This is a genomic window from Acidobacteriaceae bacterium (assembly GCA_028283655.1).
In the GTDB taxonomy this organism is placed as follows: Bacteria; Acidobacteriota; Terriglobia; order Terriglobales; family Acidobacteriaceae; genus Granulicella.
On the sequence record JAPWKE010000003.1, the window covers coordinates 2,672,233 to 2,692,939 of the forward strand.

At 60.3% G+C, this 20,707-nt stretch carries 22 protein-coding genes; 11 read left to right on the forward strand and 11 right to left on the reverse strand.

All coding sequences use genetic code 11. From position 1 onward, the window contains the following. Positions 1 to 5: 5 nt before the first annotated feature. From PW792_14200 to mqnC, 6 genes are all read left to right on the forward strand, one after another. Complete coding sequence (locus PW792_14200; GenBank protein ID MDE1163072.1) at positions 6 to 779, forward strand: hypothetical protein; 774 nt, start codon at positions 6 to 8, stop codon at positions 777 to 779. 79 nt (positions 780 to 858) lie between these two features. Continuing rightward, entirely contained in the window at positions 859 to 1,860 is a 1,002-nt protein-coding gene (locus tag PW792_14205; protein ID MDE1163073.1) for a ferrochelatase, read from the forward strand. A gap of 93 nt (positions 1,861 to 1,953) precedes the next feature. Then, entirely contained in the window at positions 1,954 to 3,435 is a 1,482-nt protein-coding gene (hemG, locus tag PW792_14210) for a protoporphyrinogen oxidase (protein MDE1163074.1), read from the forward strand. 530 nt (positions 3,436 to 3,965) lie between these two features. Then, positions 3,966 to 4,604 (forward strand): PadR family transcriptional regulator, encoded by a 639-nt coding sequence (locus tag PW792_14215; GenBank protein ID MDE1163075.1) that lies wholly within the window; start codon positions 3,966 to 3,968, stop codon positions 4,602 to 4,604. Between the two features lie 177 nt (positions 4,605 to 4,781). Further along, positions 4,782 to 5,465, forward strand: coding sequence for a hypothetical protein (locus PW792_14220; protein MDE1163076.1), 684 nt, complete (start codon positions 4,782 to 4,784; stop codon positions 5,463 to 5,465). Positions 5,466 to 5,487: 22 nt separating this feature from the next. Further along, on the forward strand, positions 5,488 to 6,534 hold the full coding sequence (gene mqnC, locus PW792_14225) for a dehypoxanthine futalosine cyclase (protein ID MDE1163077.1): 1,047 nt from the start codon (positions 5,488 to 5,490) through the stop codon (positions 6,532 to 6,534). 76 nt (positions 6,535 to 6,610) lie between these two features. Here mqnC and PW792_14230 read toward each other — a convergent pair whose 3' ends face one another. The 4 genes from PW792_14230 to PW792_14245 form a co-directional block, all read right to left on the reverse strand. Next, a complete protein-coding gene (locus PW792_14230; protein MDE1163078.1) occupies positions 6,611 to 7,027 on the reverse strand; it encodes a type II toxin-antitoxin system VapC family toxin in 417 nt (138 codons plus the stop codon). Beyond that, a complete protein-coding gene (locus tag PW792_14235; protein MDE1163079.1) occupies positions 7,028 to 7,279 on the reverse strand; it encodes a type II toxin-antitoxin system Phd/YefM family antitoxin in 252 nt (83 codons plus the stop codon). Positions 7,280 to 7,325: 46 nt separating this feature from the next. Beyond that, entirely contained in the window at positions 7,326 to 8,825 is a 1,500-nt protein-coding gene (locus tag PW792_14240; GenBank protein MDE1163080.1) for a glycosyltransferase family 2 protein, read from the reverse strand. A gap of 267 nt (positions 8,826 to 9,092) precedes the next feature. Beyond that, the gene (locus PW792_14245; protein MDE1163081.1) at positions 9,093 to 9,608 is read right to left on the reverse strand and encodes a hypothetical protein; all 516 of its coding nucleotides are present in this window, start codon (positions 9,606 to 9,608) and stop codon (positions 9,093 to 9,095) included. Positions 9,609 to 9,756: 148 nt separating this feature from the next. On the opposite strand from PW792_14245, the gene PW792_14250 reads away from it, so the two are divergent. Further along, a complete protein-coding gene (locus tag PW792_14250; protein ID MDE1163082.1) occupies positions 9,757 to 10,398 on the forward strand; it encodes a trimeric intracellular cation channel family protein in 642 nt (213 codons plus the stop codon). 69 nt (positions 10,399 to 10,467) lie between these two features. On the opposite strand, the gene PW792_14255 is transcribed toward PW792_14250, so the two are convergent. Beyond that, the gene (locus PW792_14255) at positions 10,468 to 11,463 is read right to left on the reverse strand and encodes a hypothetical protein (GenBank protein ID MDE1163083.1); all 996 of its coding nucleotides are present in this window, start codon (positions 11,461 to 11,463) and stop codon (positions 10,468 to 10,470) included. Positions 11,464 to 11,698: 235 nt separating this feature from the next. On the opposite strand from PW792_14255, the gene PW792_14260 reads away from it, so the two are divergent. From PW792_14260 to PW792_14270, 3 genes are all read left to right on the forward strand, one after another. After that, a complete protein-coding gene (locus tag PW792_14260) occupies positions 11,699 to 12,706 on the forward strand; it encodes a hypothetical protein (protein ID MDE1163084.1) in 1,008 nt (335 codons plus the stop codon). Positions 12,707 to 12,788: 82 nt separating this feature from the next. Beyond that, complete coding sequence (locus PW792_14265; GenBank protein ID MDE1163085.1) at positions 12,789 to 13,478, forward strand: YggS family pyridoxal phosphate-dependent enzyme; 690 nt, start codon at positions 12,789 to 12,791, stop codon at positions 13,476 to 13,478. Further along, a complete protein-coding gene (locus tag PW792_14270) occupies positions 13,475 to 13,762 on the forward strand; it encodes a DUF167 domain-containing protein (GenBank protein MDE1163086.1) in 288 nt (95 codons plus the stop codon). The genes PW792_14265 and PW792_14270 overlap by 4 nt, the downstream gene beginning before the upstream one ends. On the opposite strand, the gene PW792_14275 is transcribed toward PW792_14270, so the two are convergent. From PW792_14275 to PW792_14285, 3 genes are all read right to left on the reverse strand, one after another. Then, positions 13,759 to 13,983 carry a hypothetical protein gene (locus tag PW792_14275; protein MDE1163087.1) on the reverse strand — a complete coding sequence of 75 codons (225 nt, stop codon included), beginning with the start codon at positions 13,981 to 13,983 and terminating at the stop codon, positions 13,759 to 13,761. The two genes, PW792_14270 and PW792_14275, sit on opposite strands and share 4 nt — an antisense overlap. 9 nt (positions 13,984 to 13,992) lie before the next feature. After that, positions 13,993 to 15,267, reverse strand: coding sequence for a glycoside hydrolase family 28 protein (locus PW792_14280; protein ID MDE1163088.1), 1,275 nt, complete (start codon positions 15,265 to 15,267; stop codon positions 13,993 to 13,995). Between the two features lie 98 nt (positions 15,268 to 15,365). Beyond that, on the reverse strand, positions 15,366 to 15,986 hold the full coding sequence (locus tag PW792_14285; protein MDE1163089.1) for a TetR/AcrR family transcriptional regulator: 621 nt from the start codon (positions 15,984 to 15,986) through the stop codon (positions 15,366 to 15,368). Positions 15,987 to 16,055: 69 nt separating this feature from the next. Here PW792_14285 and PW792_14290 point away from each other — a divergent pair, with 69 nt between their 5' ends. Further along, complete coding sequence (locus PW792_14290) at positions 16,056 to 17,714, forward strand: DHA2 family efflux MFS transporter permease subunit (protein MDE1163090.1); 1,659 nt, start codon at positions 16,056 to 16,058, stop codon at positions 17,712 to 17,714. Between the two features lie 106 nt (positions 17,715 to 17,820). On the opposite strand, the gene guaA is transcribed toward PW792_14290, so the two are convergent. From guaA to PW792_14305, 3 genes are all read right to left on the reverse strand, one after another. Then, complete coding sequence (gene guaA / locus PW792_14295; GenBank protein MDE1163091.1) at positions 17,821 to 19,392, reverse strand: glutamine-hydrolyzing GMP synthase; 1,572 nt, start codon at positions 19,390 to 19,392, stop codon at positions 17,821 to 17,823. A gap of 171 nt (positions 19,393 to 19,563) precedes the next feature. Then, on the reverse strand, positions 19,564 to 19,734 hold the full coding sequence (locus PW792_14300; protein MDE1163092.1) for a hypothetical protein: 171 nt from the start codon (positions 19,732 to 19,734) through the stop codon (positions 19,564 to 19,566). A 46-nt stretch (positions 19,735 to 19,780) separates the two neighbouring features. Beyond that, positions 19,781 to 20,707, reverse strand: coding sequence for a hypothetical protein (locus tag PW792_14305; protein MDE1163093.1), 927 nt, complete (start codon positions 20,705 to 20,707; stop codon positions 19,781 to 19,783).

Here is a 20,707-nt window from a genome sequence, read left to right on the forward strand (position 1 = left end):
GCAAAATGCACCCACTCAACACACGACGTACTCTCGTCGTCGGCATAGGCACCACACTGCTCTGCAGCCTGCCTCTGCTCGCCCAAGCGAAGAACCAACCAGGGACTCCATGCAGACCGTTCACCACGCCCTCAGAATGCGCGCAGTGGCGAGTCGATCATGAGGTAACGAAGACAATCTTCCTCACAAACGCCACACAGCAAAACGATGAGAACGAAATCATCGTGGCCCTTCGCAACATGATGGATCCGAGCATCAAGATCTATCTCGTCGTCAACCGTGGCGCGATCGTGCTGCACGCTCTGCCCGAAGAGATTGCCGAGGCTGAGAAGCTCGTGGCCGACCTCAGCAAACCGCACAAGCAGTTTCGCCTGACGTACACGGTCAACACGCTTGAAGGAAAGAACCGCAGTTCGAGCGAGGTGTATACCCTCGTCGCAGCGGACGGACAACGCAGCACGGAGAAGCAAGGCAATAAAGTGCCCGTCATTACTGGCTCGAAAGACGGAGAGATGCAGTACACCTATCTCGACGTGGGTCACGCACTGGATGCAACGATCTCCGCCGATAACGGCAATGTCATTTCCCTGCGCACAAAGGTCGAGGTCTCTTCCGCCGGGCCAACGGCCTCCATGCCGACGGAGCCGACGATCCACCAGACCGTGATCGAAGGCAATATGCTGTTGACGCCCGGCAAGCCCCTCATGCTCGGCTCTGCAGAGGTCGAAGGTACGCATCAGCACATCGAAATCGAAGTGCTTGCTACCCCCATCGACTAACCGCAATCGGTCAGCGGTGCGATTTGCAACCCTGCAAGTCGCACTGCTTTCCCCCATGTGAGCGGTACGATAGAGATTGATGTCTCACGCGATTCTTCTCCTTGCTCACGGCACTCCCGACACACTCGACCAAATGGCCGAGTACCTTGCCCACGTCACCAACGGCCGTCCCATGCCGCAGCATGTCGTTGAGGAACTGCAGCATCGCTACGGCGAGATCGGCCTGCGTAACGAGCCGCTACCCGAAGGCCCGCCGCTCACTCGCTGGACGCTGCTGCAAGGCAAGCTGCTTGAGCAGAAACTCGGCACGCGCGTCTACGTCGGTATGCGCAACTGGCATCCCTTCATCGCCGATGTCGTCGAGCAGATGAAGCAGGACGGCGTCACCAGCGCCACCGTCCTCTGCCTCGCGCCGCAGAACTCGCGCACCTCCACCGGTCTCTACCGTCGCGCGCTCGACAAGGCCCTCGACGGAGCCTTCCCCTACACCTTCATCGCGGGTTGGGCTACGGAGCCAAAGCTCGTTGAAGCCTTCGCCGCAAAGCTCTCGCCGGCGCTTGATGCTGCCCGCGCACAGCATCCCGGCAATGTGCCTGTGCTCTTCACCGCGCACTCCGTTCCTTGCCGCACCATTCGCGCCGCCACCGAAGAGCAGGCCGCAGAAGGATCCAACCGCCCCGGCGCGCACACTCCCGCCGAAGGCCTGCAGAACTACGGCGCCGCCACCGAAGGTGACCCTTACCCCATCGAGTGCAAAGCCACCGCAGCAGCCGTCGCCGCCCGCCTCGGGCTCACAGACGACGAGTGGTTCTTTGCCTTTCAGTCGCAAGGCATCGCAGGCGCTCCGTGGATCGGCCCAACGGTGGAAGACACGCTCACCGCGCTCGCCGAGGCCGGCCACAAAGCCGTTGTGCTCCAACCCATCGGCTTCCTCTGCGACCACGTCGAAATTCTCTACGACATCGACGTCAACTTCCGCGAGTTCGGCAACACAAAGGGTATCGCCGTCAGTCGTCCCGAAAGCCTCAACGATTCTCCTGTCCTGATCGAAGCCATCACCAAGGTGCTCGCCAGCCGATAGCTTGCAGGCATCTAGCTTGCAGGCATTGCGAAAGCACCTTCGCTGTGCGCCTCGTCACATCACGAACGACAGCACCTCCGTACACTGGAACCCATGAAGAGTGTTGCTATCCTCGGAGGCGGAATTTCCGGCCTCGTTGCCGCCTACGAATGCCAGAAGCTCGGCCTCGACTGGCATCTCTACGAAGCCTCCGACCGCCTCGGCGGCATACTCCAGACCACGCTCCTCGATACTTCCGAAGGCCGTTTCGTCATCGAAGGCGGACCTGACGGCTGGGTGACCGAGAAGCCCTGGATGCGTGAACTCGTCGCCGAGCTAGGCCTCGAAAGCGAACTCATCTCTTCGAAGGACGCCACGCGCAAGACCTACATCCTGAAAGACGGCACGCTCCAGCCGATCCCCGATGGCATGCGCATGATGGTGCCCACTAACCTCGCCGCGCTCGAAGACTCACCGCTCTTCACTGCCGAAGGTCGTCGCGCCTACGCCGAAGAGATCACGCGAGCGGAAGAGCTCAAGGCCTCCGCGCCACAGCACGACGAATCCGTCGCCGACTTCGTCCGCCGCCACTTTGGTAACGAGGTTCTCGACACACTCGCCGCTCCGCTGCTCTCCGGTGTCTTCGGTGGCGACGTCCATAAGCTGAGCGTTCGCGCCGTCATGCCGCAGTTCGTCGCCATGGAGCGCGAGCACGGCTCGCTCATCACGGCCCTGCAGCAGAAGCAGCAGCAAACGCAGCTCCGCAGCACCGGGGTGCAGTTCTCCAACAGCCTCTTCACCAGCCTCCGCAACGGCATGGGCTCGCTCGTCGATGCACTCGTCGCCACGCTCCCCGCCGAGCGCCTGCACCTCAACCGTCGTATCGACGGTCTCCAACTCGCTGACGAAGAAGAGTGGACGCTCTTCTGGCAGGATGGTACTCGCCAGCAGGCGACCACCTGCGAACAGCTGATCGTCGCCACCTCGCTCGACAGCGCACGCAAGCTTCTCGCGCCGCTCGATCGTGTGCAAACTACGTTGCTGCCCAGCGCAGGAAGCTTCTCTTCCCTCATGCCCACAGCCGCCAGCTCCGCCGTGCTCGCCGCGTTCACCTGGCCCGCAGAGCTCGCGCAGCAGTTTGACGTCCCCAGCGGCTTCGGCTTCCTGGTTCCACCGCAACTAAGCCCGAAGCCCTACACGCTGAATCCAGCACCCTCTCTTCTTGCCTGCACGTTTGTCGATCAGAAGTATCCCGAGCGCGTCCCCGAAGGCGCACGCATCCTCCGGGCCTTCTTCGGTGGAGACGCTGCGGCAAACCTCATGTCTGCGTCAGACACAGCCGTAGCCACCGCCGCGCTCGCGCAACTCCGCAGCATCCTCGGCCCGCTCCCCGAGCCGACGCATACGGAGGTTCGCCGCGTTCCACGCTCGCTCCCGCAGTACGAAGTCGGTCACCTCGAACGCATCGCACAGCTCGACGAGCTTATCGCCGCCTGCCCCGGCCTGCATGTACTCGGCAACAGCTACCGCGGCGTCGGGCTCCCGGACCTCATCCGCGACGCACGCGCCACTGTCCGCAGCCTCGGCAACAACTAAGAGCACTCGCAGCTACGCACGAACTCAGGCCAGTGCCGCAGCAAACCTCGGGCTCTCCATGGCTCGAGTCGCCTCCTGCAGCAAGACACACGCCATGCAACAGCTCTCAGAAACCGGTTGACTGCCTCGCGAGCCGTCCGAACACGGTCAGCCGACGCTCCCAGGCTGCGCCTGCGCCACAAGCCGAGCTTCGGGCGTCCAACGCTTCTGGTTTCGACCGCAGGCACTGCCGCCGAAGAGCTTGACTGCCGCAGATTCAGGTCGATCTGCTCGCCCGCTTCATCGTCAAAAACAAGCAGTGGAGCGCCTGCCTGGCCGAAGGCCTCTGCCCGACAAGAGTTCTGACCTTTTGCCCCCGTAGCCACCCGACTATAGCCCTGACATGCCGTCACCAATCTGAAATCAGTGTTTGCCATTCTCAATTTTTCCCTGACAAAACAAGAAACGATCGCAGGAACCAACTTGCATCTTTTTCGTTTTCGATATATCTAAGATATATCTTTCGAAGTATCGAAAGAGGAGGTACAACAATGTTTCATCCATTCTTTACTGATGACGCCCCCCGCCGGCGGCACGAGCGCGGCGAAGGCCGCCGCGGCTTTGGCGGGCGCGGCGAAGGCAGCCCCGAAGGCTTCGGCTTCGGCAAACTCTCCGAGCGTGGTGAGCGCGGCATGCGCCACCCCTTTGGACACAAAGGTGGCGGGGGCCGCGAGCGCATGTTCGACTCCGGCGATCTGCAACTCGTCATCCTCAAACTGCTCGCCGAGCGCCCGTCGTACGGCTACGAACTCATCAAGGCCCTCGAAGAACGACTCGCAGGCGGTTACGCGCCCAGCCCGGGGGTCGTTTACCCCACGCTGACCATGCTCGAAGAGCGCGGCTTCGCCGAGGTGCAGCGCACTGAAGGTAACCGCAAGGTCTACGGTATTACCACCGAAGGCGAGGCCGAGCTCACGGCTAACAGCACTCGTGTCACGGCCATCTTCGAGCGTCTGGAGAACCGCGGTCGTCGCTTCGGTCGCGAACGCTCCCCCGAGCTGATGCGCGCCATGGGCGACCTGCGCGAGTCCATCGGCGCCCGCATGATGCGTGACAACCTGACGCCGGAGCAGGCGGCAAAGATCGCCGAAATCATCCATCAGGCCGCCCGCAACATCGACAGCCTTTAACCCGTATGGAGCGCAGGTGGCGCCGCCTGTACTCCGTGCGCTCAGCTTTCCCGTCCATCGTTGCAGCAATACTTCGCGCTCGACCGCCTCAGGGCCGGGCGCGCGGTCGTCTAAAGCAGCAACCTCGGGCATCACCCAACCCTCGCGCCCGCCTCACCGTAAAGGCTTCCCGGCACGATGGCTCGCTCGATTCTTCGCATACTTCCCCGCATATTCCGCGTCTTCGCTTTCGCTTTTCTCGTTCTGCCCACGTTTCAGGCGTTTTCCCAGGCGACGTCCGCTGGCCGCGAAATCCCCGCGTCACACGTCGACGTCTTCCTGGCCGGAACGCTCACGCATACGGGCTTCGTAGGCTCGAACAAGGCGCTCACGGGCGGTGCCAGCCTCTCTTTCCGGCACATCTTCACCTTCGAGCCAGCCCTTGAAGTGCGGGCCACGACCTCGCTATTTAACAGCGATACCGTTGCCCGCGAGCGCAGCTTCCTCGTCGGTCCCGTGCTGCGCCGCCGTATCGGCCGCTTCGAGCCCTACGGCGACTTCCTCTGGGGCCGCGGCACCATCAGCTACCCCAGCGACTACAGTTACGACGACACCATCTACGCCCGCACCGCCGACTCCATGCATGAGTTCGGTGGCGGCATAGGTTACCGCCTCAACGACCTCTGGTCGCTCAAGTTCGACATTCAGCAGCAGCTTTGGAGCGTTCCCGTCATCACCAGCGGCCACGCCTACGCGCGCTCGGCCTCCTTCGGCATCACCCGGCGCTTCGATCTGCACCATCACGAGAAAGAGCGCGTCGATAAGAACGATCCGAAGTGGCACAAACTCTGCGACGACCACCCTCTGCTCTGCCAGAAGTAGTCGGCAGCGGTAAACTATCTGCATGGGCATTACCCGTCAGCAAGCGCTCGATTGTTTCGCCTCCGACGACCTCATCGGCATTGGCATGGAAGCCGATGCTCTCCGCCGCAAACTGCACCCGGACGGCGTCGTCAGCTACATCATCGACCGCAACATCAACTACACGAACTTCTGCACGGAGTACTGCACTTTCTGCGCGTTCTATCGTCCGCTCAAGGGCAAACTCGCCAGCGAAGGCTACATCCTCGAGTTCGACACCATCTATGACAAGGTTCGCGAGACCGTTGAGATGGGTGGCACCGGCGTGCTCATGCAGGGTGGCATCCACCCCGACCTCAAGATCGATTGGTTCGAACGCCTCTTCACCGGCATCAAGACGCGCTTCCCGCAGATCTGGCTGCATTGCCTGTCCGCGTCAGAGATTCTCGCGATTGCCGAGTACTCCGAGCTTGATCTCCGCACCACGATCGCTCGCCTCCGCGACGCGGGCCTCGACTCCATCCCTGGCGGCGGCGCAGAGATTCTTGACGACGAGGTTCGCGCCCGCATCGCTCGCCTGAAGTGCCGCACTGAAGACTGGCTCAGCGTGCATCGCACCGCGCACTCGCTCGGCATGCGCACTACCGCGACCATGATGTTCGGCGTCGGCGAGAACATGGAACACCGCGTCAATCATTTCGAGGTCGTCCGCCAGCTTCAGGAAGAAACCGGCGGCTTCACCGCCTTTATCCCCTGGAGCTTCCAGCCGAACAACACGGCGCTCGGCGGCCGCGGCTGGGACGAAGCCACCTCAGTCGAGTACTTGAAGACACTCGCGATCAGCCGCATGTACCTCGACAACATCGAGAACGTGCAGGCAAGCTGGGTAACGCAGGGCCTCAAGGTGCTGCAAATGGGCCTCCGCTTCGGCGGCAACGACGTCGGCTCCGTGATGCTTGAGGAGAACGTCGTGAAGGCTGCGGGCACATCCAACTGCACGACCGAAGAAGAGCTTCGCCGCATCATCCGCGACGCAGGCTTCAGGCCGGTACAGCGCGATACACTCTACCGCACGATGTTCCTGAACTAGTTCAGAGCAGAGACAAAACAAATGAGGATGCCAGCCCGGCGTCCCCTTTTGCTTTTGGGCGTGGAATAAGATTTCGTTAACGACTCCAAGGATTGATCACACGGACTGGAAGATCTGCCACATCGCTTTCATTCCTAGTCACAAAAACAAGCCCTTGGACCGATGCGGTGGCCGCAAGAAGAGTATCTACAATCGGTCGCGAACGCTGAGCTGACCACGTGCCCCACAGACGAGCTATCCGTTGATCAATTCCAAGGATACGGCTCGCAAATTGCGATTCCAGACCATCGATCCAATGGTTTAGCTCAGCGGACTTCGCAGGATTGGTTCTCTCGATCTTCAACGCGCCCTTCCTGAGCTCGCCTACAGTCAAAACACTGAGGTAGATGCTTTCGAGTGGCAGCGACTGAAGAAAGGAAATCACTTCCTTCGCAGGTTGGGCTCTCGATCGTTCAGAGATCACGTTTGTATCGAGAAGATAAATTACGCCCATCTACAGCTCAATCTCGCGACCGAAGTCTACATCGCGATCCACGTCAAAATCGTCTATTTGCGGCATAGACAGCAGATAATCACGCAGATCAAGCTTCGTCTTCTCGGCCTGCAAACCACGGTATTGCTCAATCGAGATCACAACCGCCTTCTCAGCACCATGCTTGGTGATGATCTGCGGTCCCTTGCTTTCGGCATCCTCGAGAAGTTCGCTCAAGTGCGCCTTCGCTTCTTGCACCTGCCAGGTAGCCATACGCGCCTCCTCTGACCAGAATTTCACCGTTCTAGTCAGAACGCAACTAAATTCCCACCGGATACGGCTTCTCGTGCATCTCATCCCCGTGGCTGCCCCGGCGTTCAAACAAACCCTGGAACAGGCTTAGCAGGCCGGTGTACCAGTAGCCCAGCACGAACAACAGCAGGAACGGCACAGTGAAGTAGTTCTCCGTCGAAATTGCGTACCAGACCGTCATCGTGAAGTAGCAGCCGATGGCGATCTCGATCCACGGGATGATGCCGAGGCGCTTGCGGTACTTTTTCGCCTGCGACTTCTCGCCCTTCTTCTCCACGCGGTACTTCGGCGTTCGCGCAAACGCGCTCTTGATGCCGAACAACGCCTCCAGTACGGCCTTCGTGTTCGTGATCGTCAGGCCCACGCCCAGCGACATCAGGAACGGCACATAGAGGAAGGTCTTCCACCATGTCTTCGGGAAGAGCTCCTTCTGGCTGACGAGGTAGAACGTCGAGACCGACGCCGTGGACGCCAGGAAGAGTGGCAGATCGATCAGCACCATTTGCAGCGGCCCCTGCCATGAGCGGATGATCATCGCGGGCATCAGCAACGTCGACAGCACAATCATCAACGGATAGCTGATGTTTGCTGTCAGGTGATACCAGGCCTCAAGCTTCTGATGCTTGCTGATGTCGGACTTCAGAATCGTGGGCAGTGACTTCTTCGAGACCTGAATCAGGCCCTTTGCCCAACGAGCCTGCTGCGTCTTAAACGCCGTCATCTCGATCGGCAACTCGGCTGGGCACTCCACGTCCTGCAGATACTTGAACTTCCAGCCCTTCAACTGTGCGCGATAGCTAAGGTCGGTGTCCTCGGTAAGCGTGTCGTGCTCCCAGCCACCGGCCTCGTCAATCGCCTGACGGTTCCACATACCCGCCGTGCCGTTGAAGTTGAAGAAGACCCCTGCGCGCGAGCGACCGCCGTGCTCCAGCACGAAGTGGCCATCGAGCAAAATCGCCTCCACCTGCGTCAGGAAGCTGTAATCGCGGTTCAGATGCGTCCACCGCGTCTGCACCATGCCCACCTTCGGCTCGGCAAAGTGGTGCACCACGTCCATCAGCCAGGTTGTCGGAGGCACAAAGTCGGCATCGAAGATCGCGACAAGTTCGCCGCGCGAGGTCTTTAGACCGTTCTCCAGCGCACCCGCCTTGTAGCCGTAGCGGTTGGTGCGATGGATATAAAGAATCGGCTGCGGCTCCAGCCCTTCCGTGCCTGCCGCATAGCGAGCGACTACCGCAGCGGCGACTTCCTTCGTCTCGTCGGTCGAGTCGTCCAACACCTGAATCTCGTAGCGGTCGCGGGGATAGTCCATCCGGCAGCACGCGTCGATAAGACGGTCGATCACATACTGCTCGTTGTAAATCGGAAGCTGCACCGTGATGAACGGAAGCTCTTCCTCGGTGTACCGCATCGGCGGCTCGCCGGACTTCTGTTCCTTGCGCTTGTTGCGGTAATACAGCCACACCAACTGGTAGCGGTGAATGCCGTAAAACGCCAGAATCACCATCACGATGAAGTACGGAACCAGCAGCGCGATATCGAACGCGTTCCACCGATACTCGCCGTGGAAGTTATAGATCTGCGACGTGTAATGGGTCTTCCAGTAGTACTTCAGGCCATGCGGATTGGCGAAGAACAGAGCGGCGGCGGTGATGAGGTTGAGCAGGGCGTCGGCTCCGGGAAGAGATCTAGGGGACGTTCTGTATTTTACAAGCGCAAAGAGGCCGGGGACGCATATATCAGCGTCCCCGGCCTCAACGTGGTCAGCCTTCGCTTAGTAGCCCGGCCCAGCGGCCAAATCCAGCACATCCGCCACCAGACGCGTGAGCGGGTTGTAGGTCACAACGTAGCCGTCGTAGTAGCCATAGCGATAGCCCGGGGGCAGCGGAGCGTAGCCCGAGTAGTAGCCCGGGGGAACCGGACGAATCGCATAGCCACGCGGAATGCGATATCCGCGATAGAAATTCGGGCGTCCGGCGCGTCCACGCCACCGCATCGCTTCGCGGCCGTAGTAGTTGTTCCAGTGGCCACGGTCGTTATTCCAGTTGCCGCCAGGACGTCCTCCGGGGCCTCCTCCAGGACGACCACCACCACCAGGACGTCCACCGCCGCCACCGCCCGGATGGCCTTGACCACCGCCCTGATGACCGCCGCCATTGTTTCCGCCGCCCTGATGTCCGCCGCCACCGCCATGATCGTTATGCTGCGGGCCCTGTGCCAGCAAAGTCGATGCTCCAAGCATCATGCCGGCTGAAAGAACCAGGGCTGAAAGTTTCGTGCACGTCTTCATGCGTTGCTCCTTGTCGTTCTGCTGAACGGTCGTGCTGTTGGCCGCGTTCACCGGGGAAAAGGCCTCCCGATTTCTTCGCAGTGAGTGACATCCTACCCGTCCACCATTTCTCTGTCACTCACAAGCTTTCGGATACCATGGAAAACTCATGTCTCTCGCCGCGCCACGCATCCGCTCCTCGCACGTCCTTCTGCTCTTCGATCTGCTCGCCACGCTGCTGGTGGCGCTCGAGGGCAGCAGCGCAGGCGTGCTCGCGCATCTGGACTTCTTCGGTGTCCTCGTCGTCGCGTTCGTCTCTGCGCTCGGCGGCGGTATCGTACGCGATCTGCTCATCGCCGCCACGCCACCAAACGCGATCCGCGACTGGCGTTACGGCGCCACGGCCCTGCTCGGCGGAGCCATCACCCTCATCAGCTTCCAGACACTGCAGGCCTTCCCCCACACCCTGCTCATCACGCTCGACGCCGCAGGCCTCGCGCTCTTTGCCGTCGCCGGTGCGGACAAAGCCCTCGAATATGGCGTACCGCCGCTGATTGCTGTGCTCATGGGAGCGACCACCGGTTGCGGCGGCGGAGTCATTCGCGATCTCCTACTCAACCGCGTCCCGGCGGTGCTCAACTCCGACGTCTACGCCACAGCCGCGCTCGCCGGAGCAATCATCGCCGTCCTCATGATTCGGAACGGGTTGCCGCGCGGCTGGTCCATGGCGTCAGGAGCCATTCTCTGCTTCGCTCTGCGAATGACAGCCGTTGCTCGTGGCTGGAGCCTGCCGCACGTCGCTGGTTACTGAGTGGCCCAACGCCAGCAAACGCAAAAAGCCCGCCATCACTGGCGGGCTTTTCCATTGATAGAACGAGACTTAGAAGCGAATACCGAACTTCACAGGAATGTACGTCGTCTCCAGCGAGTTTTGCGGGAAGCGGTTCCACGTCGGATTATTATCCAACGAATCGTACGAGTCCGTACGTCCGTCAGCACCTGGGCGGAAGTTGTTGAAGGTGTGCACGATGCGGCCTTCCGCATAGAGCTTCGTGTTCGAGAAGTGCGACAGCTTGTACGTCAAACCGAAACCACCGCTCGCACCAATCGAGTTGCTCGTGTAGTTCTGAATCGTCTGGTTCGCCGTGTACGAGTAGCAGTAGTAGTAGCAGTCCTCTGCAGCGACAGGAACGAAGAAGCTCGTTTCCTTATGGTAAAAACCTGCACCCATCACGAAGTATGCCCCAACCTTTTCCTTCTGGTAGAAGGTATAGCGTGGGTTCACCGTGAACGACCAGATGTGCGTGTTGCCGTCGATGCCATAACCGTTCGTCGGATCGCCGGTGAAGGAGTACGAGTACGCATTCAGCGAGTTCCCCGTCTGGCCGAAGTTGTCGTAGTCAAACTGCAGGTCAACGGCGAGCTTCGAGGTGAAGTTGCGAGTCACACCGGCCTGGAAAGCCCAGCTCGTCTTCAGGAAGTTCGACTCGTCCGTAATCGGGGCCGTAAAGCCAACACCGGCGAAGAAGCCCCAGCGCGGCGTGCCGTCCGTATTGCGGTTCGAACCGCGGTAGCGCGGGCGACCCGTGCGGCTGCCATACTGCATCGCGTTCATTCCAGGCAGGAAATCCGAATGGATGTTCGCAGCGACTTCGTTGTCCGCAGAGCTCGAAGAGAACGTCGCTTCTTCAGCGCTGTAGGTCTTCGGCTGCGCCATGTCCAGTGTCGTCAGCTTGCTGGAGGTGGCAGTCGCTGTTGCAGCGGCTCCCTCAGTGGTTGCGCTCTGTGCCATGCCGATGCCTGCGCCCGCGCAAAGCATTCCGACAACAGCAACAGTCTTCACGGCCAATCCTGTAAAAAACGTCTCAGTACGCATTCTTCTTGACTCCTTTGGGCGGTGTTCCCCGCCTGCCTTAACCCCACTGCGGACACAATGTCGCGCCGCAGTCGTGCGTCAGCTAAAGCTTATCTAATGAGACGAGCCAGATGGACATCTGGATGCACCCCGAAATATCGGCTTGTTCGTAATACGAGCGACCCTGCGAGCATCTATGCTCTTAGAGGCTGTGCCTGCTATCCGGAATCAGACCGTTACACGAAAGGTTCCCCCTTTGCGTTTTTTCTCGTCAGCGGTCCGCACGATCGCCCTATGTACCACCGTGGCTGGGTCTTCGGCTTTTCTGCACGCCGAAAGCGCCTCCCCTGCCGCGATGCCCGTGCCTTCTGTCGCGACCTTTCCTGTTCCTCAGTCTGATAGCGCGTGGCTGATGCCTGCAGCGTTCAGCACGTCGGCTGGCAGCGACTCTTCCCTGCCCGACGATCCCTCTGTCGCGCTGTTTGGCGACCCCGATGGACAACAGTCGGCCGATAAGCCGACTAAAAAGGTTGATCCGAACCACTCGCTGACCTGCGAAGGCTGCGATGTGGACGCCAACGGCAACCCGATCCCGCTAAACCGTCAGCAACCGCACCGCATTCTCGGTTTCATGCCAAACTTTCGTTCGGTATCGGCTGGCGCAAAGGTGCACCCCCCGGGATGGGGCTATAACTTCCACGTAGCCACACGCCAGGCGTTCGACTACTCGTCGTTCATGTTCCTCGTTCTCACCTCTGTCACCGCCGAAGGCATGGATTCCCATCCTGCTCTGGGCAAAGGCGTTCCGGGCTTCTGGGCATATACCTGGCGTGGCTTCCTTGATAAAACGGACGGCACCTATCTTTCGGCGTGGCTCCTGCCCTCGCTGCTGCACGAGGACACTCGCTACTATCCGCTCGGCGCAGGCCACTCTGTCCTGACTCGTACGATGTACGTGATCTCGCGCCAGGCCGTGGCCAAGACCTACGGCGGCCATGACACACCAAATATCGCAGGCCTGGGCGGCAAGGTGCTGACGCAGGTCATCTCACGCACCTACTATCCGTCGAGTGCTGCTGGATTCAGCACTCTGGCAACGAAGTTTGGCTACTCCGTAATGCGCGACGTCGGCTTCTCCGCCGTACGCGAGTTCTATCCCGACATCGCGGCGCACTACGTACGCAGGCATCGCGAAAAGGCCGCAGCCATGGCCGCTCGCGACGCGGCAGACGCAGCCGGATCGCATCCCACCACACAGCCGTAAAAAGCTGATCGAAGCACCCAAGGTACGGCTCCGGCCGTACCTTTCTTCTGCCTTCTCAACGACACGAACTAAGATCGAAGCTGTGAGCCTTATCGCTGCCAACCTCGAACGCGTTCGCAACCAGATTGCCGACGCCTGCGCCAAAGCCGGTCGCCCTGCCAGCGACGTCAACCTCATGGCCGTCTCCAAAACGCACCCCGCGGAAGCCGCACTCGAAGCCATTGCGGCCGGGCAGCGGCTCTTCGGCGAAAACCGCGTGCAGGAGTTCGCCAGCAAGCGCGACGCGCTCGCCGCCACCGACGCTCAGTTTCACCTCATAGGCCCATTGCAGAGCAACAAGACGACCCGTGCCGCAGAGATCTTCCACGCCTTCGACGCGCTTGACTCTTTGCGCATCGCCGAACGCCTGGACGCCACCTGCGCCACGCTCGACAAGAAGCTTCCCATCCTCATCGAGGTGAAGCTTTCGCACGAAGACACCAAGCATGGCCTTGCACCGGAAGAGCTCCCCGCGCTGCTCGACGCTGTCGCTGCGCTGCCGCAACTCGAGCTTCGCGGTCTGATGACCGTCCCGCCGTTCAGCGATGATCCCGAAGAGGCTCGCCCATACTTCGCGCAACTGCGCGCACTCCGCGATCAGAACATCGAACGGCATCCCACGCTGCTCGAACTCTCCATGGGAATGAGCCACGACTTCGCAGTCGCCGTGCAGGAAGGCTCCACCACTGTTCGGGTGGGCACAGCCATCTTCGGCAAACGCGAGTACGCATGAGTTCTGCAGAAAGCTGCACCCTCGCGTTGCGCATCCAGCCCGGAGCGAAACGCACAGCGGTGCTTGGGCTTTATGGTGAAGAGACAATTCGCATTGCGCTGAACGCTCCGCCGGTCGACGGCAAAGCCAACGAGGCGCTGATTCGCTTTCTGGCCGAAACGCTTGCTCTCACACGTTCCGCCGTTGAAATCCTCAGCGGCCAAACCGCACGGACAAAGCTTGTTCGCCTGACGGGAGTTTCGCTGACCGCAGTGCGCGACCGCCTACTTGCCAACAGTCGCTAGTCGTCGTTCTTGCCGCCAACCCACAGCGTAGCCAGGCCTACGACCATCGCTGCGGCACCGCCTCCGAACAATCCTGCCATCAGCGCGGCCAACTGCACCTGCGCCGGTGGAGCCTTCCTTGCCTGTGCTCGATGCGTTGTCCACGAAAGCGTCCACCACCCGACGCCGAAGAACGCTACCAACACCAGCAAAATCCGCCACACCGGCCCACGTGAAGTCATTCGTCTCCCTTACCTGCTTTGCCCCATCTTTGTGATCGTTGCGGTCGGGGCCTTCACAACGCCTTCGCCACCACCAGCAACCGTCACAGTTACATCATCGAACAAAGCATTGGCATACGCCACTCGCATCGGCTTCTCCGAAGAAATGTGCACGTGCTTCAGCACAATGTTCTTGATGGGAGCCTCAGGCAGACCGACGATGCCGCCACCCTCCTCCGAACCCGTCGCCGTCACATCGTCAAACACGATGTCGTGGAAGAACGGCGTCAAGCGTCCCACGGCTTCGGTTTTCACTTCGCCCTGCGGAAACGCCTTCGGATAGTACGCGCTGACGAGGATCGGCATCTTCACGTCCTCCATCTTCACGTGCTTGAAGACAATGTGCGAAACATCGGCGCCGCGGTCCCGATTGGCCTTAATTCGCAGGCCATTCCCCGTGCCCTTGAAGGTGATGTTTTCCGCCACAATATTCTGCGCGCCACCGGCAATCTCGCTGCCGATCGACAGCCCGTGCCCGTGCAGGAACGTGCAGTCGCGAATCACTACATTCTTCGTCGGCGCATCCGGTCCCGGCGAGTTCACCATGCCGCTCTTGATCGCAATATTGTCATCGCCAACGTCAGCCAGCACACGCTCAATCAGCACATTCGTCGAGCTAAACGGATCAATCGCATCCGTATTCGGCGAGTGCGGATCAGCTAGAACCTTCACATCGCGAATCACAATGTTATTCGAGTAGTACGGAACAATCTGCCAGTACGCCATGTTCTGCACTGTCACGTTTTCGATGAGGATTCCGTCGCAGTGGTCAAATACCAATCCGCGCGGACGCGTGTTCTCGCTGCCCAGCAACCCTGCATCTTTCGTTCCACGCACGGATTCCCACCAGGTCTTGCCGTTGCCATCGATCACGCCGCCGCCATTGATCGTGATGTGCTTCGCGCCTTCGGCGGAGAGAAACGCCTGGTAGCCAGGGGCCTTGAACTCGCGCTTCTTCGGATAATCCGCGTGGTCCGGCGAGCCCAACAGCGTTGCCCCCTTCTCGACATCGAGCGTGATGTTGGACTTCAGCATAAGAGGAGCCGAAAGAAACGTGCCGCCAGCAATCTTCACCGTGCCGCCTTTGGCTGCCGCACAGCTATCAATCGCCTTCTGAATGGCCGCCGTATCCTTGGTCACGCCATCGCCCTTGGCTCCAAACGTGCGCACATCGCATACTTTCTGCGCCTGAGCCACGCCTGCTGCCATCGCTATTACTGCCGCTGCTGTCACTACACGCTTCATACCCGTTACGCCTCCTGAAAGCTGTCAGACAGCCATGCTACACGCGAGGCCGCGTCTTTGGCTTCAAAAGACAGAGGAACAGCAACTTTGGCAAGCAGCTATCGTTTGGCGAGTTTGGCGTTCACACCGATATAAGGGAGCACCATCGCCAGAATGGCTTCGGCATCCTGCTCGGAGCTGCGCGTGGACTCGCCATACATGCGCCGCTCATTCATGCCGCGCACCATATCCATCAGCGCCCAGGCCAGCGAAGTGTAGTCGCGATCCGCTAGCTCACCATCGCGGACTCCTGCGGCAAGAATGTCGATCATTTCTTCTACCGAAGCACGCACAATCGTGTGAGTCTGCTTGCGGAAGCGCCGCTCTCGACCCAGCGTTGCAAGCAGGCGATACAAGTCCGGGTAACTGATCCAAAAGCTCATCCGAAAAGTTAGAAACGCTCGCAACCGTGCCGCTACGCCCTGAATCTTCTCAATCGCCTCTGCGCCCTGCTCCGTTTGTTGTGCAATCGCGCGCTGCACCGCGGCCTCATACATCGCGTCCTTGGACGAAAAGTAGAGATATAGAGTGCCCTTCGCCAGACCTGCCTGCTCGGCAATATCTTCCATGCGGGTCTGCGCAAACCCCTTCTTTCCAAAGAGCTTTAGCGCTGCATCGAGGATCTCCGCACGTCGGAACTCAGTCAGCACCTGACGACGTGATTTGGGCTTAGCGGGCATGAACAAAAAACTACCATAGGTGAATCGCAACGGGGGCAGGTAAACTCTAATGACTAGAAAGTCATTTTTATGACCACAGAGTCTGATACCTACAAATCCGAAGAAGCCCTCGCTGCGTCCGCTGCCGAGTTTGAGCCTGGAGTACGGCTAGAAACGGCACCTGAGCCGCGCCTCTTCAACCCCTGGATCATCGCCCTGGTCGTCACCATGGGTACGTTCATGGAGGTGCTCGACACCTCCATTGCCAACGTCGCGCTGCCGCATATCGCCGGCTCGCTCTCTGCCTCGCAAGACGAAAGCACCTGGGTTCTCACCTCATACCTCGTCGCCAACGCCATCATCCTGCCCATCAGCGGCTGGATTTCTTCTGTCATTGGGCGTCGCAACTTCTATCTCGCTTCGGTCATCCTCTTCACCATCTTCTCGGCGGCCTGCGGTCTGGCTCCGACGCTGGCGATGCTTGTGATCTTCCGCGTGCTGCAGGGCCTGTCTGGCGGCGGTCTACAGCCTTCAGTACAGGCGATCCTTGCCGACACCTTCCCCGGGGAAAAACGCGGCATGGCCATGGCGGTTTACACGGTTGCGATTCTTTGCGCGCCGGTGCTTGGCCCCACGCTCGGCGGCTGGATTACGGACAACTACTCCTGGCGCTGGATCTTCTACATCAACATCCCGGTCGGTCTGCTCTGCGCCTTCTTTACGCGCATGGTGCTGCATGACCCTCCACACCTGGTCGCCTCGCGTAAGGCGATGAAGGGCAAGCCGCTCAAGATCGACGGCGTCGGACTCGGACTCATCTCCATCGGCCTGGCGTCGCTGGAAATCGTGCTCGACAAGGGCCAGGAACTTGACTGGTTCGGCTCCGCCTTTGTCACCTGGATGGCCTGCATTGCTGTCGCATCGCTCGTCGGCGCTGTTATCTGGGAGCTGCGCGTCAAGAACCCGGTGGTCAACCTTCGCCTGCTCGGTGAGCGTAACTTCGCCACCTGCTGCGCGATCGTTCTGGCGCTCTACACCGCGCTCTACGCCTGCACCTTCCTTCTGCCGCAGTACATGCAGCAGATCATGGGCTACGACGCGACTACGGCAGGCATCGCTGTATCACCCGCTGGACTGGTGACTATGGCCGAGGTGCCTATCGTCGGCTGGCTGCTGAGTAAAGGCACGGACGCGCGCAAGATGATCGCCCTCGGCCTGGTGACGATCACCGTAGCCACATGGTGGCTCTCGCTGAGTAACCAGTACGTGGCCGAAAGCAACTTTGTCTGGCCGCGCGTGCTGCAAATCATGGGTCTCGGCCTTACGACGGTACCGCTCAGCACCATTATGTTCCGCTTCCTGGCGCCAGACCAGAGCAGCAATGCTGCAGGTCTTTACGCTCTGGTGCGTAACGAAGGCGGCAGCATCGGCATCGCCATCTCCAGCACCTTCCTGCAACGCACGGCGCAGACGCACCAGGCCTACCTTGGCGCGAATCTGACCCCGAGCAACGAACAGGCCATCGCTGCAGCAACAGCCATGGGCAGCGGGACGGCTATGGCGATGCACGACAAGATGCATATGGGCATGGCCCTGCTCTATCAGAAAACGATGGTAGAGGCCGAAATCCTTGCCTATATGGACCAGTACCGTCTCTTTGCGTACATCCTGGCCTGCACCATTCCGCTGGTGCTTCTGCTGAAACGGCCTCCGAAAATCGTGGGCAAAATCGAACTCGACGTGCATTAAACAGCTTTTCCCAGGAAGACAAAGCGGCCCTCATTCCAATCAGGATGAGGGCCGCTTTGTTGTTGGTTCTGCGTTGCTGCCTCTACGTGTTTCGATCAGCAGGAGCTTACTCCCACTCGATTGTTCCCGGTGGCTTCGAGGTGATGTCGTACACGACGCGGTTAATGCCCCGCACCTCGCTGACGATGCGCGAACTGATCTTGCGCAGCACGTCATACGGCAGCGCGGCCCAATCGGCGGTCATGCCGTCTTCACTTTCCACCGCGCGGATCGCGCAGGTGTACGCGTAGGTGCGCTGGTCGCCCATCACGCCAACGGTCTTGACCGGCAGCAGTACCGCAAAGCTCTGCCACACCTTACGGTAGAGACCCGCTTTGCGAATCTCGTCGACGCAAATGGCGTCGGCTTCCTGCAGAATCGCCACACGGTCCGGCGTCACTTCGCCGAGGATGCGGACAGCCAGGCCGGGGCCGGGGAAGGGCTGGCGTTCGAGAATCTCTTCCGGCATTCCGAGATCGCGACCGATGCGGCGAACTTCGTCCTTGAACAGATCGCGGAGCGGCTCAATGAGCTTCAGCTTCATGTCTTCCGGCAGGCCGCCAACGTTGTGGTGCGACTTGATGACGTGCGAGGGGCCGTGAACGCTGGCCGATTCAATCACGTCGGGATACAACGTTCCCTGCACCAGCCACGCAATCTCTTCGCCGGAAGACTTCTCTGTGTCGAAGATCGTCTTCGCTTCATCGTCGAAGACCGCGATGAACTCGTTGCCGATGATCTTGCGCTTTTGCTCCGGATCCGTCACCCCAGCGAGCTTCGAGAGGAAGCGCTCTGAGCTATCGACGGCGACGAGGTTGAGGTGAAGGTCTTCGCGCATCGTGCGCTGCACTTTGGTGAACTCGTCCTTGCGCAGCACGCCGTTGTTGACGAAGATGCACGTCAGGCGGTCGCCAATAGCCTTTGACACCAGCACGGCTGCGACGGAAGAGTCGACACCGCCGCTGAGCGCGCAGATGGCGTGCCCGGTGGGGCCGACCTGCTCCTTGATGCGAGCGACTGTCGTCTCAATGAAGTGTGCGGGCGTCCAGTCCTGCTGCGCGCCGCAGATATTCACGACGAAGTTTTTCAGCAGCTCCATGCCCTGGCGCGAGTGCGCGACCTCGGGGTGAAACTGCACCGCCCACATGCGGCGATCTTCATCGGCGATAGCGGCAACGGCGTTCGGTGTCTGGGCGACAATGCGGAAGCCCGGAGCGAGCGTCTCGGCGTGATCGCCGTGCGACATCCACACCTCAAGCGTTTCCGGAAGCCCGGCAAACAGCGGCGTCTGGTCCAGCACGCTGACCTCAGCGTGGCCGTACTCGCGGGCTGCAGCGGGAACGACTTTGCCGCCGAGATGGTGCGTCATGAACTGCAGGCCGTAGCAGATGCCAAGCAGCGGAAGCCCCGTGGCCAGTACGGCAGCATCGGCCTTTGGTGCGGAGTCGTCGTAAACACTCGACGGGCCGCCGGAGAGGATGATGCCTTTGGGCTGAAGCTCCAGGACTTTTTCAAGCGGAGTTGTGCAGGGAAGAACAACAGAAAACACGTTGAATTCGCGGATTCTGCGCGCGATCAACTGCGTGTACTGCGATCCAAAATCAAGGATGACGATGGTAGAGGTTGTCGGCGTGCTCACGCTTCCAGTGTATCTGCCCTTCGAGGCTTCGATCACCCCCGTCGGCGATCATCGCTTCCCGCCCAAGCAACGCGGCGGAAACCGCACACAGGCACGGGCGGTAGAGCACGCCTTCAACCGCGCTCAATCAGGCCGAAACCGCCGAATCTTCGCGCCTGAGACGCCTCGTTGCTAGCTGGGATCTTTGTGGCGCGTGGAACTCACCGCGCCCATCACGCCTGCGCCCAGCAGAACGATACCGATCGCCGCCGTCCAATGCGACGGCATATGTGCCAGATGGCAAACGTACACCACGCCAGCAATCAAGATTGCGGTTCCCAGCAGATACAGTCCGAATGACATCTCTCACACCTCCGCATAAGCAGCTATGGAAGAGTGAGATGCAGAATCAAGCGGTCTCGTCCAAAGCAGCTTCGCAAACCTGCACGTAGGCGGCGAAACGCACGCTATGGAAGTAATCCGAGGCGAGCATGTAGAGCACGGCCATCGCGATCCACCAGTTCTGCAGAAACTCCTGCGTTGCGATGGTCGCAAACGGCAGCGGGCAGGCCGAGAAGGTCATCGCCAGCACCACCAGTGCGATCTTCACGATGCACATGACGAGGCTGATCTCCAGTACCTCAGAGCGCGCAAGCTTGCTCGTTACAGAAGCCCGCAGACTGCCTCCCAGGCTAGTTCCGTGCTGCGCGTTCCAGGCCAGCGCCAGGGACAGCGGCCAGCTTAGAGTGGCCCAACCGACAAACAGCGCCAGCGAAAACACGATCGAGACAGCGAGGAAGACCAGCACGTCCGGCTCTGCTCCCAGCGTCGCTTTGGTGGTTAGTTCGTGGTGCGCCACCGCAAGCACTACGCTAGCCCATAGCGCCCAGCAAAGTAGTACACCCAGCGAACGCATCAGGCGGAGGCAAAAGACCAGAGCGAGCCGGGTCTTCGACGCTGCACCCAGCAGCCGCTTTGCAAACAGTACCTGCCCGATAGCCCCGACAGCGCACCACCACAGCATGGACACCGTGATGAACTTCGCCAGCACCGGCTGCGCGAGATCGAACAGCCGGGCGGAGGTTGCTCCCAGCGTTGATGCCATCTCGGCCGGGTGGAAGAACGTCATCGTCCCCCATTGCGCCCAGACCTCGGCCAGCACATCGCTATGCTGCTTGCCGAAGAGGTAGACCACCAGCATGATCGGTCCGCCAGCGATCCACCGCCACGCCACTTCCAGGGCAACCAGCGAAGGCCGCTTCCATACACTCGCCATCACGCCGACGAACGACTGCGTGCTGCGCTTCTGTTTTGCGACCTGCCCTGCTGCTGCCAT

Bases quoted from the DNA above. Each gene is read 5' to 3' on its own strand.
- PW792_14305 (MDE1163093.1), bottom strand. From the start codon at position 20,707: ATGGCAGCAGCAGGGCAGGTCGCAAAACAGAAGCGCAGCACGCAGTCG.
- PW792_14250 (MDE1163082.1), top strand. From the start codon at position 9,757: ATGTCTCTCGCCGCGCCACGCATCCGCTCCTCGCACGTCCTTCTGCTC.
- PW792_14200 (MDE1163072.1), top strand. From the start codon at position 6: ATGCACCCACTCAACACACGACGTACTCTCGTCGTCGGCATAGGCACC.
- PW792_14240 (MDE1163080.1), bottom strand. From the start codon at position 8,825: ATGGTGATTCTGGCGTTTTACGGCATTCACCGCTACCAGTTGGTGTGG.
- PW792_14215 (MDE1163075.1), top strand. From the start codon at position 3,966: ATGTTTCATCCATTCTTTACTGATGACGCCCCCCGCCGGCGGCACGAG.
- PW792_14285 (MDE1163089.1), bottom strand. From the start codon at position 15,986: ATGCCCGCTAAGCCCAAATCACGTCGTCAGGTGCTGACTGAGTTCCGA.
- PW792_14270 (MDE1163086.1), top strand. From the start codon at position 13,475: ATGAGTTCTGCAGAAAGCTGCACCCTCGCGTTGCGCATCCAGCCCGGA.
- hemG (MDE1163074.1), top strand. From the start codon at position 1,954: ATGAAGAGTGTTGCTATCCTCGGAGGCGGAATTTCCGGCCTCGTTGCC.
- PW792_14300 (MDE1163092.1), bottom strand. From the start codon at position 19,734: ATGTCATTCGGACTGTATCTGCTGGGAACCGCAATCTTGATTGCTGGC.
- PW792_14245 (MDE1163081.1), bottom strand. From the start codon at position 9,608: ATGAAGACGTGCACGAAACTTTCAGCCCTGGTTCTTTCAGCCGGCATG.
- PW792_14205 (MDE1163073.1), top strand. From the start codon at position 859: ATGTCTCACGCGATTCTTCTCCTTGCTCACGGCACTCCCGACACACTC.
- PW792_14235 (MDE1163079.1), bottom strand. From the start codon at position 7,279: ATGGCTACCTGGCAGGTGCAAGAAGCGAAGGCGCACTTGAGCGAACTT.
- PW792_14280 (MDE1163088.1), bottom strand. From the start codon at position 15,267: ATGAAGCGTGTAGTGACAGCAGCGGCAGTAATAGCGATGGCAGCAGGC.
- PW792_14230 (MDE1163078.1), bottom strand. From the start codon at position 7,027: ATGGGCGTAATTTATCTTCTCGATACAAACGTGATCTCTGAACGATCG.
- PW792_14275 (MDE1163087.1), bottom strand. From the start codon at position 13,983: ATGACTTCACGTGGGCCGGTGTGGCGGATTTTGCTGGTGTTGGTAGCG.
- PW792_14255 (MDE1163083.1), bottom strand. From the start codon at position 11,463: ATGCGTACTGAGACGTTTTTTACAGGATTGGCCGTGAAGACTGTTGCT.
- PW792_14220 (MDE1163076.1), top strand. From the start codon at position 4,782: ATGGCTCGCTCGATTCTTCGCATACTTCCCCGCATATTCCGCGTCTTC.
- mqnC (MDE1163077.1), top strand. From the start codon at position 5,488: ATGGGCATTACCCGTCAGCAAGCGCTCGATTGTTTCGCCTCCGACGAC.
- PW792_14290 (MDE1163090.1), top strand. From the start codon at position 16,056: ATGACCACAGAGTCTGATACCTACAAATCCGAAGAAGCCCTCGCTGCG.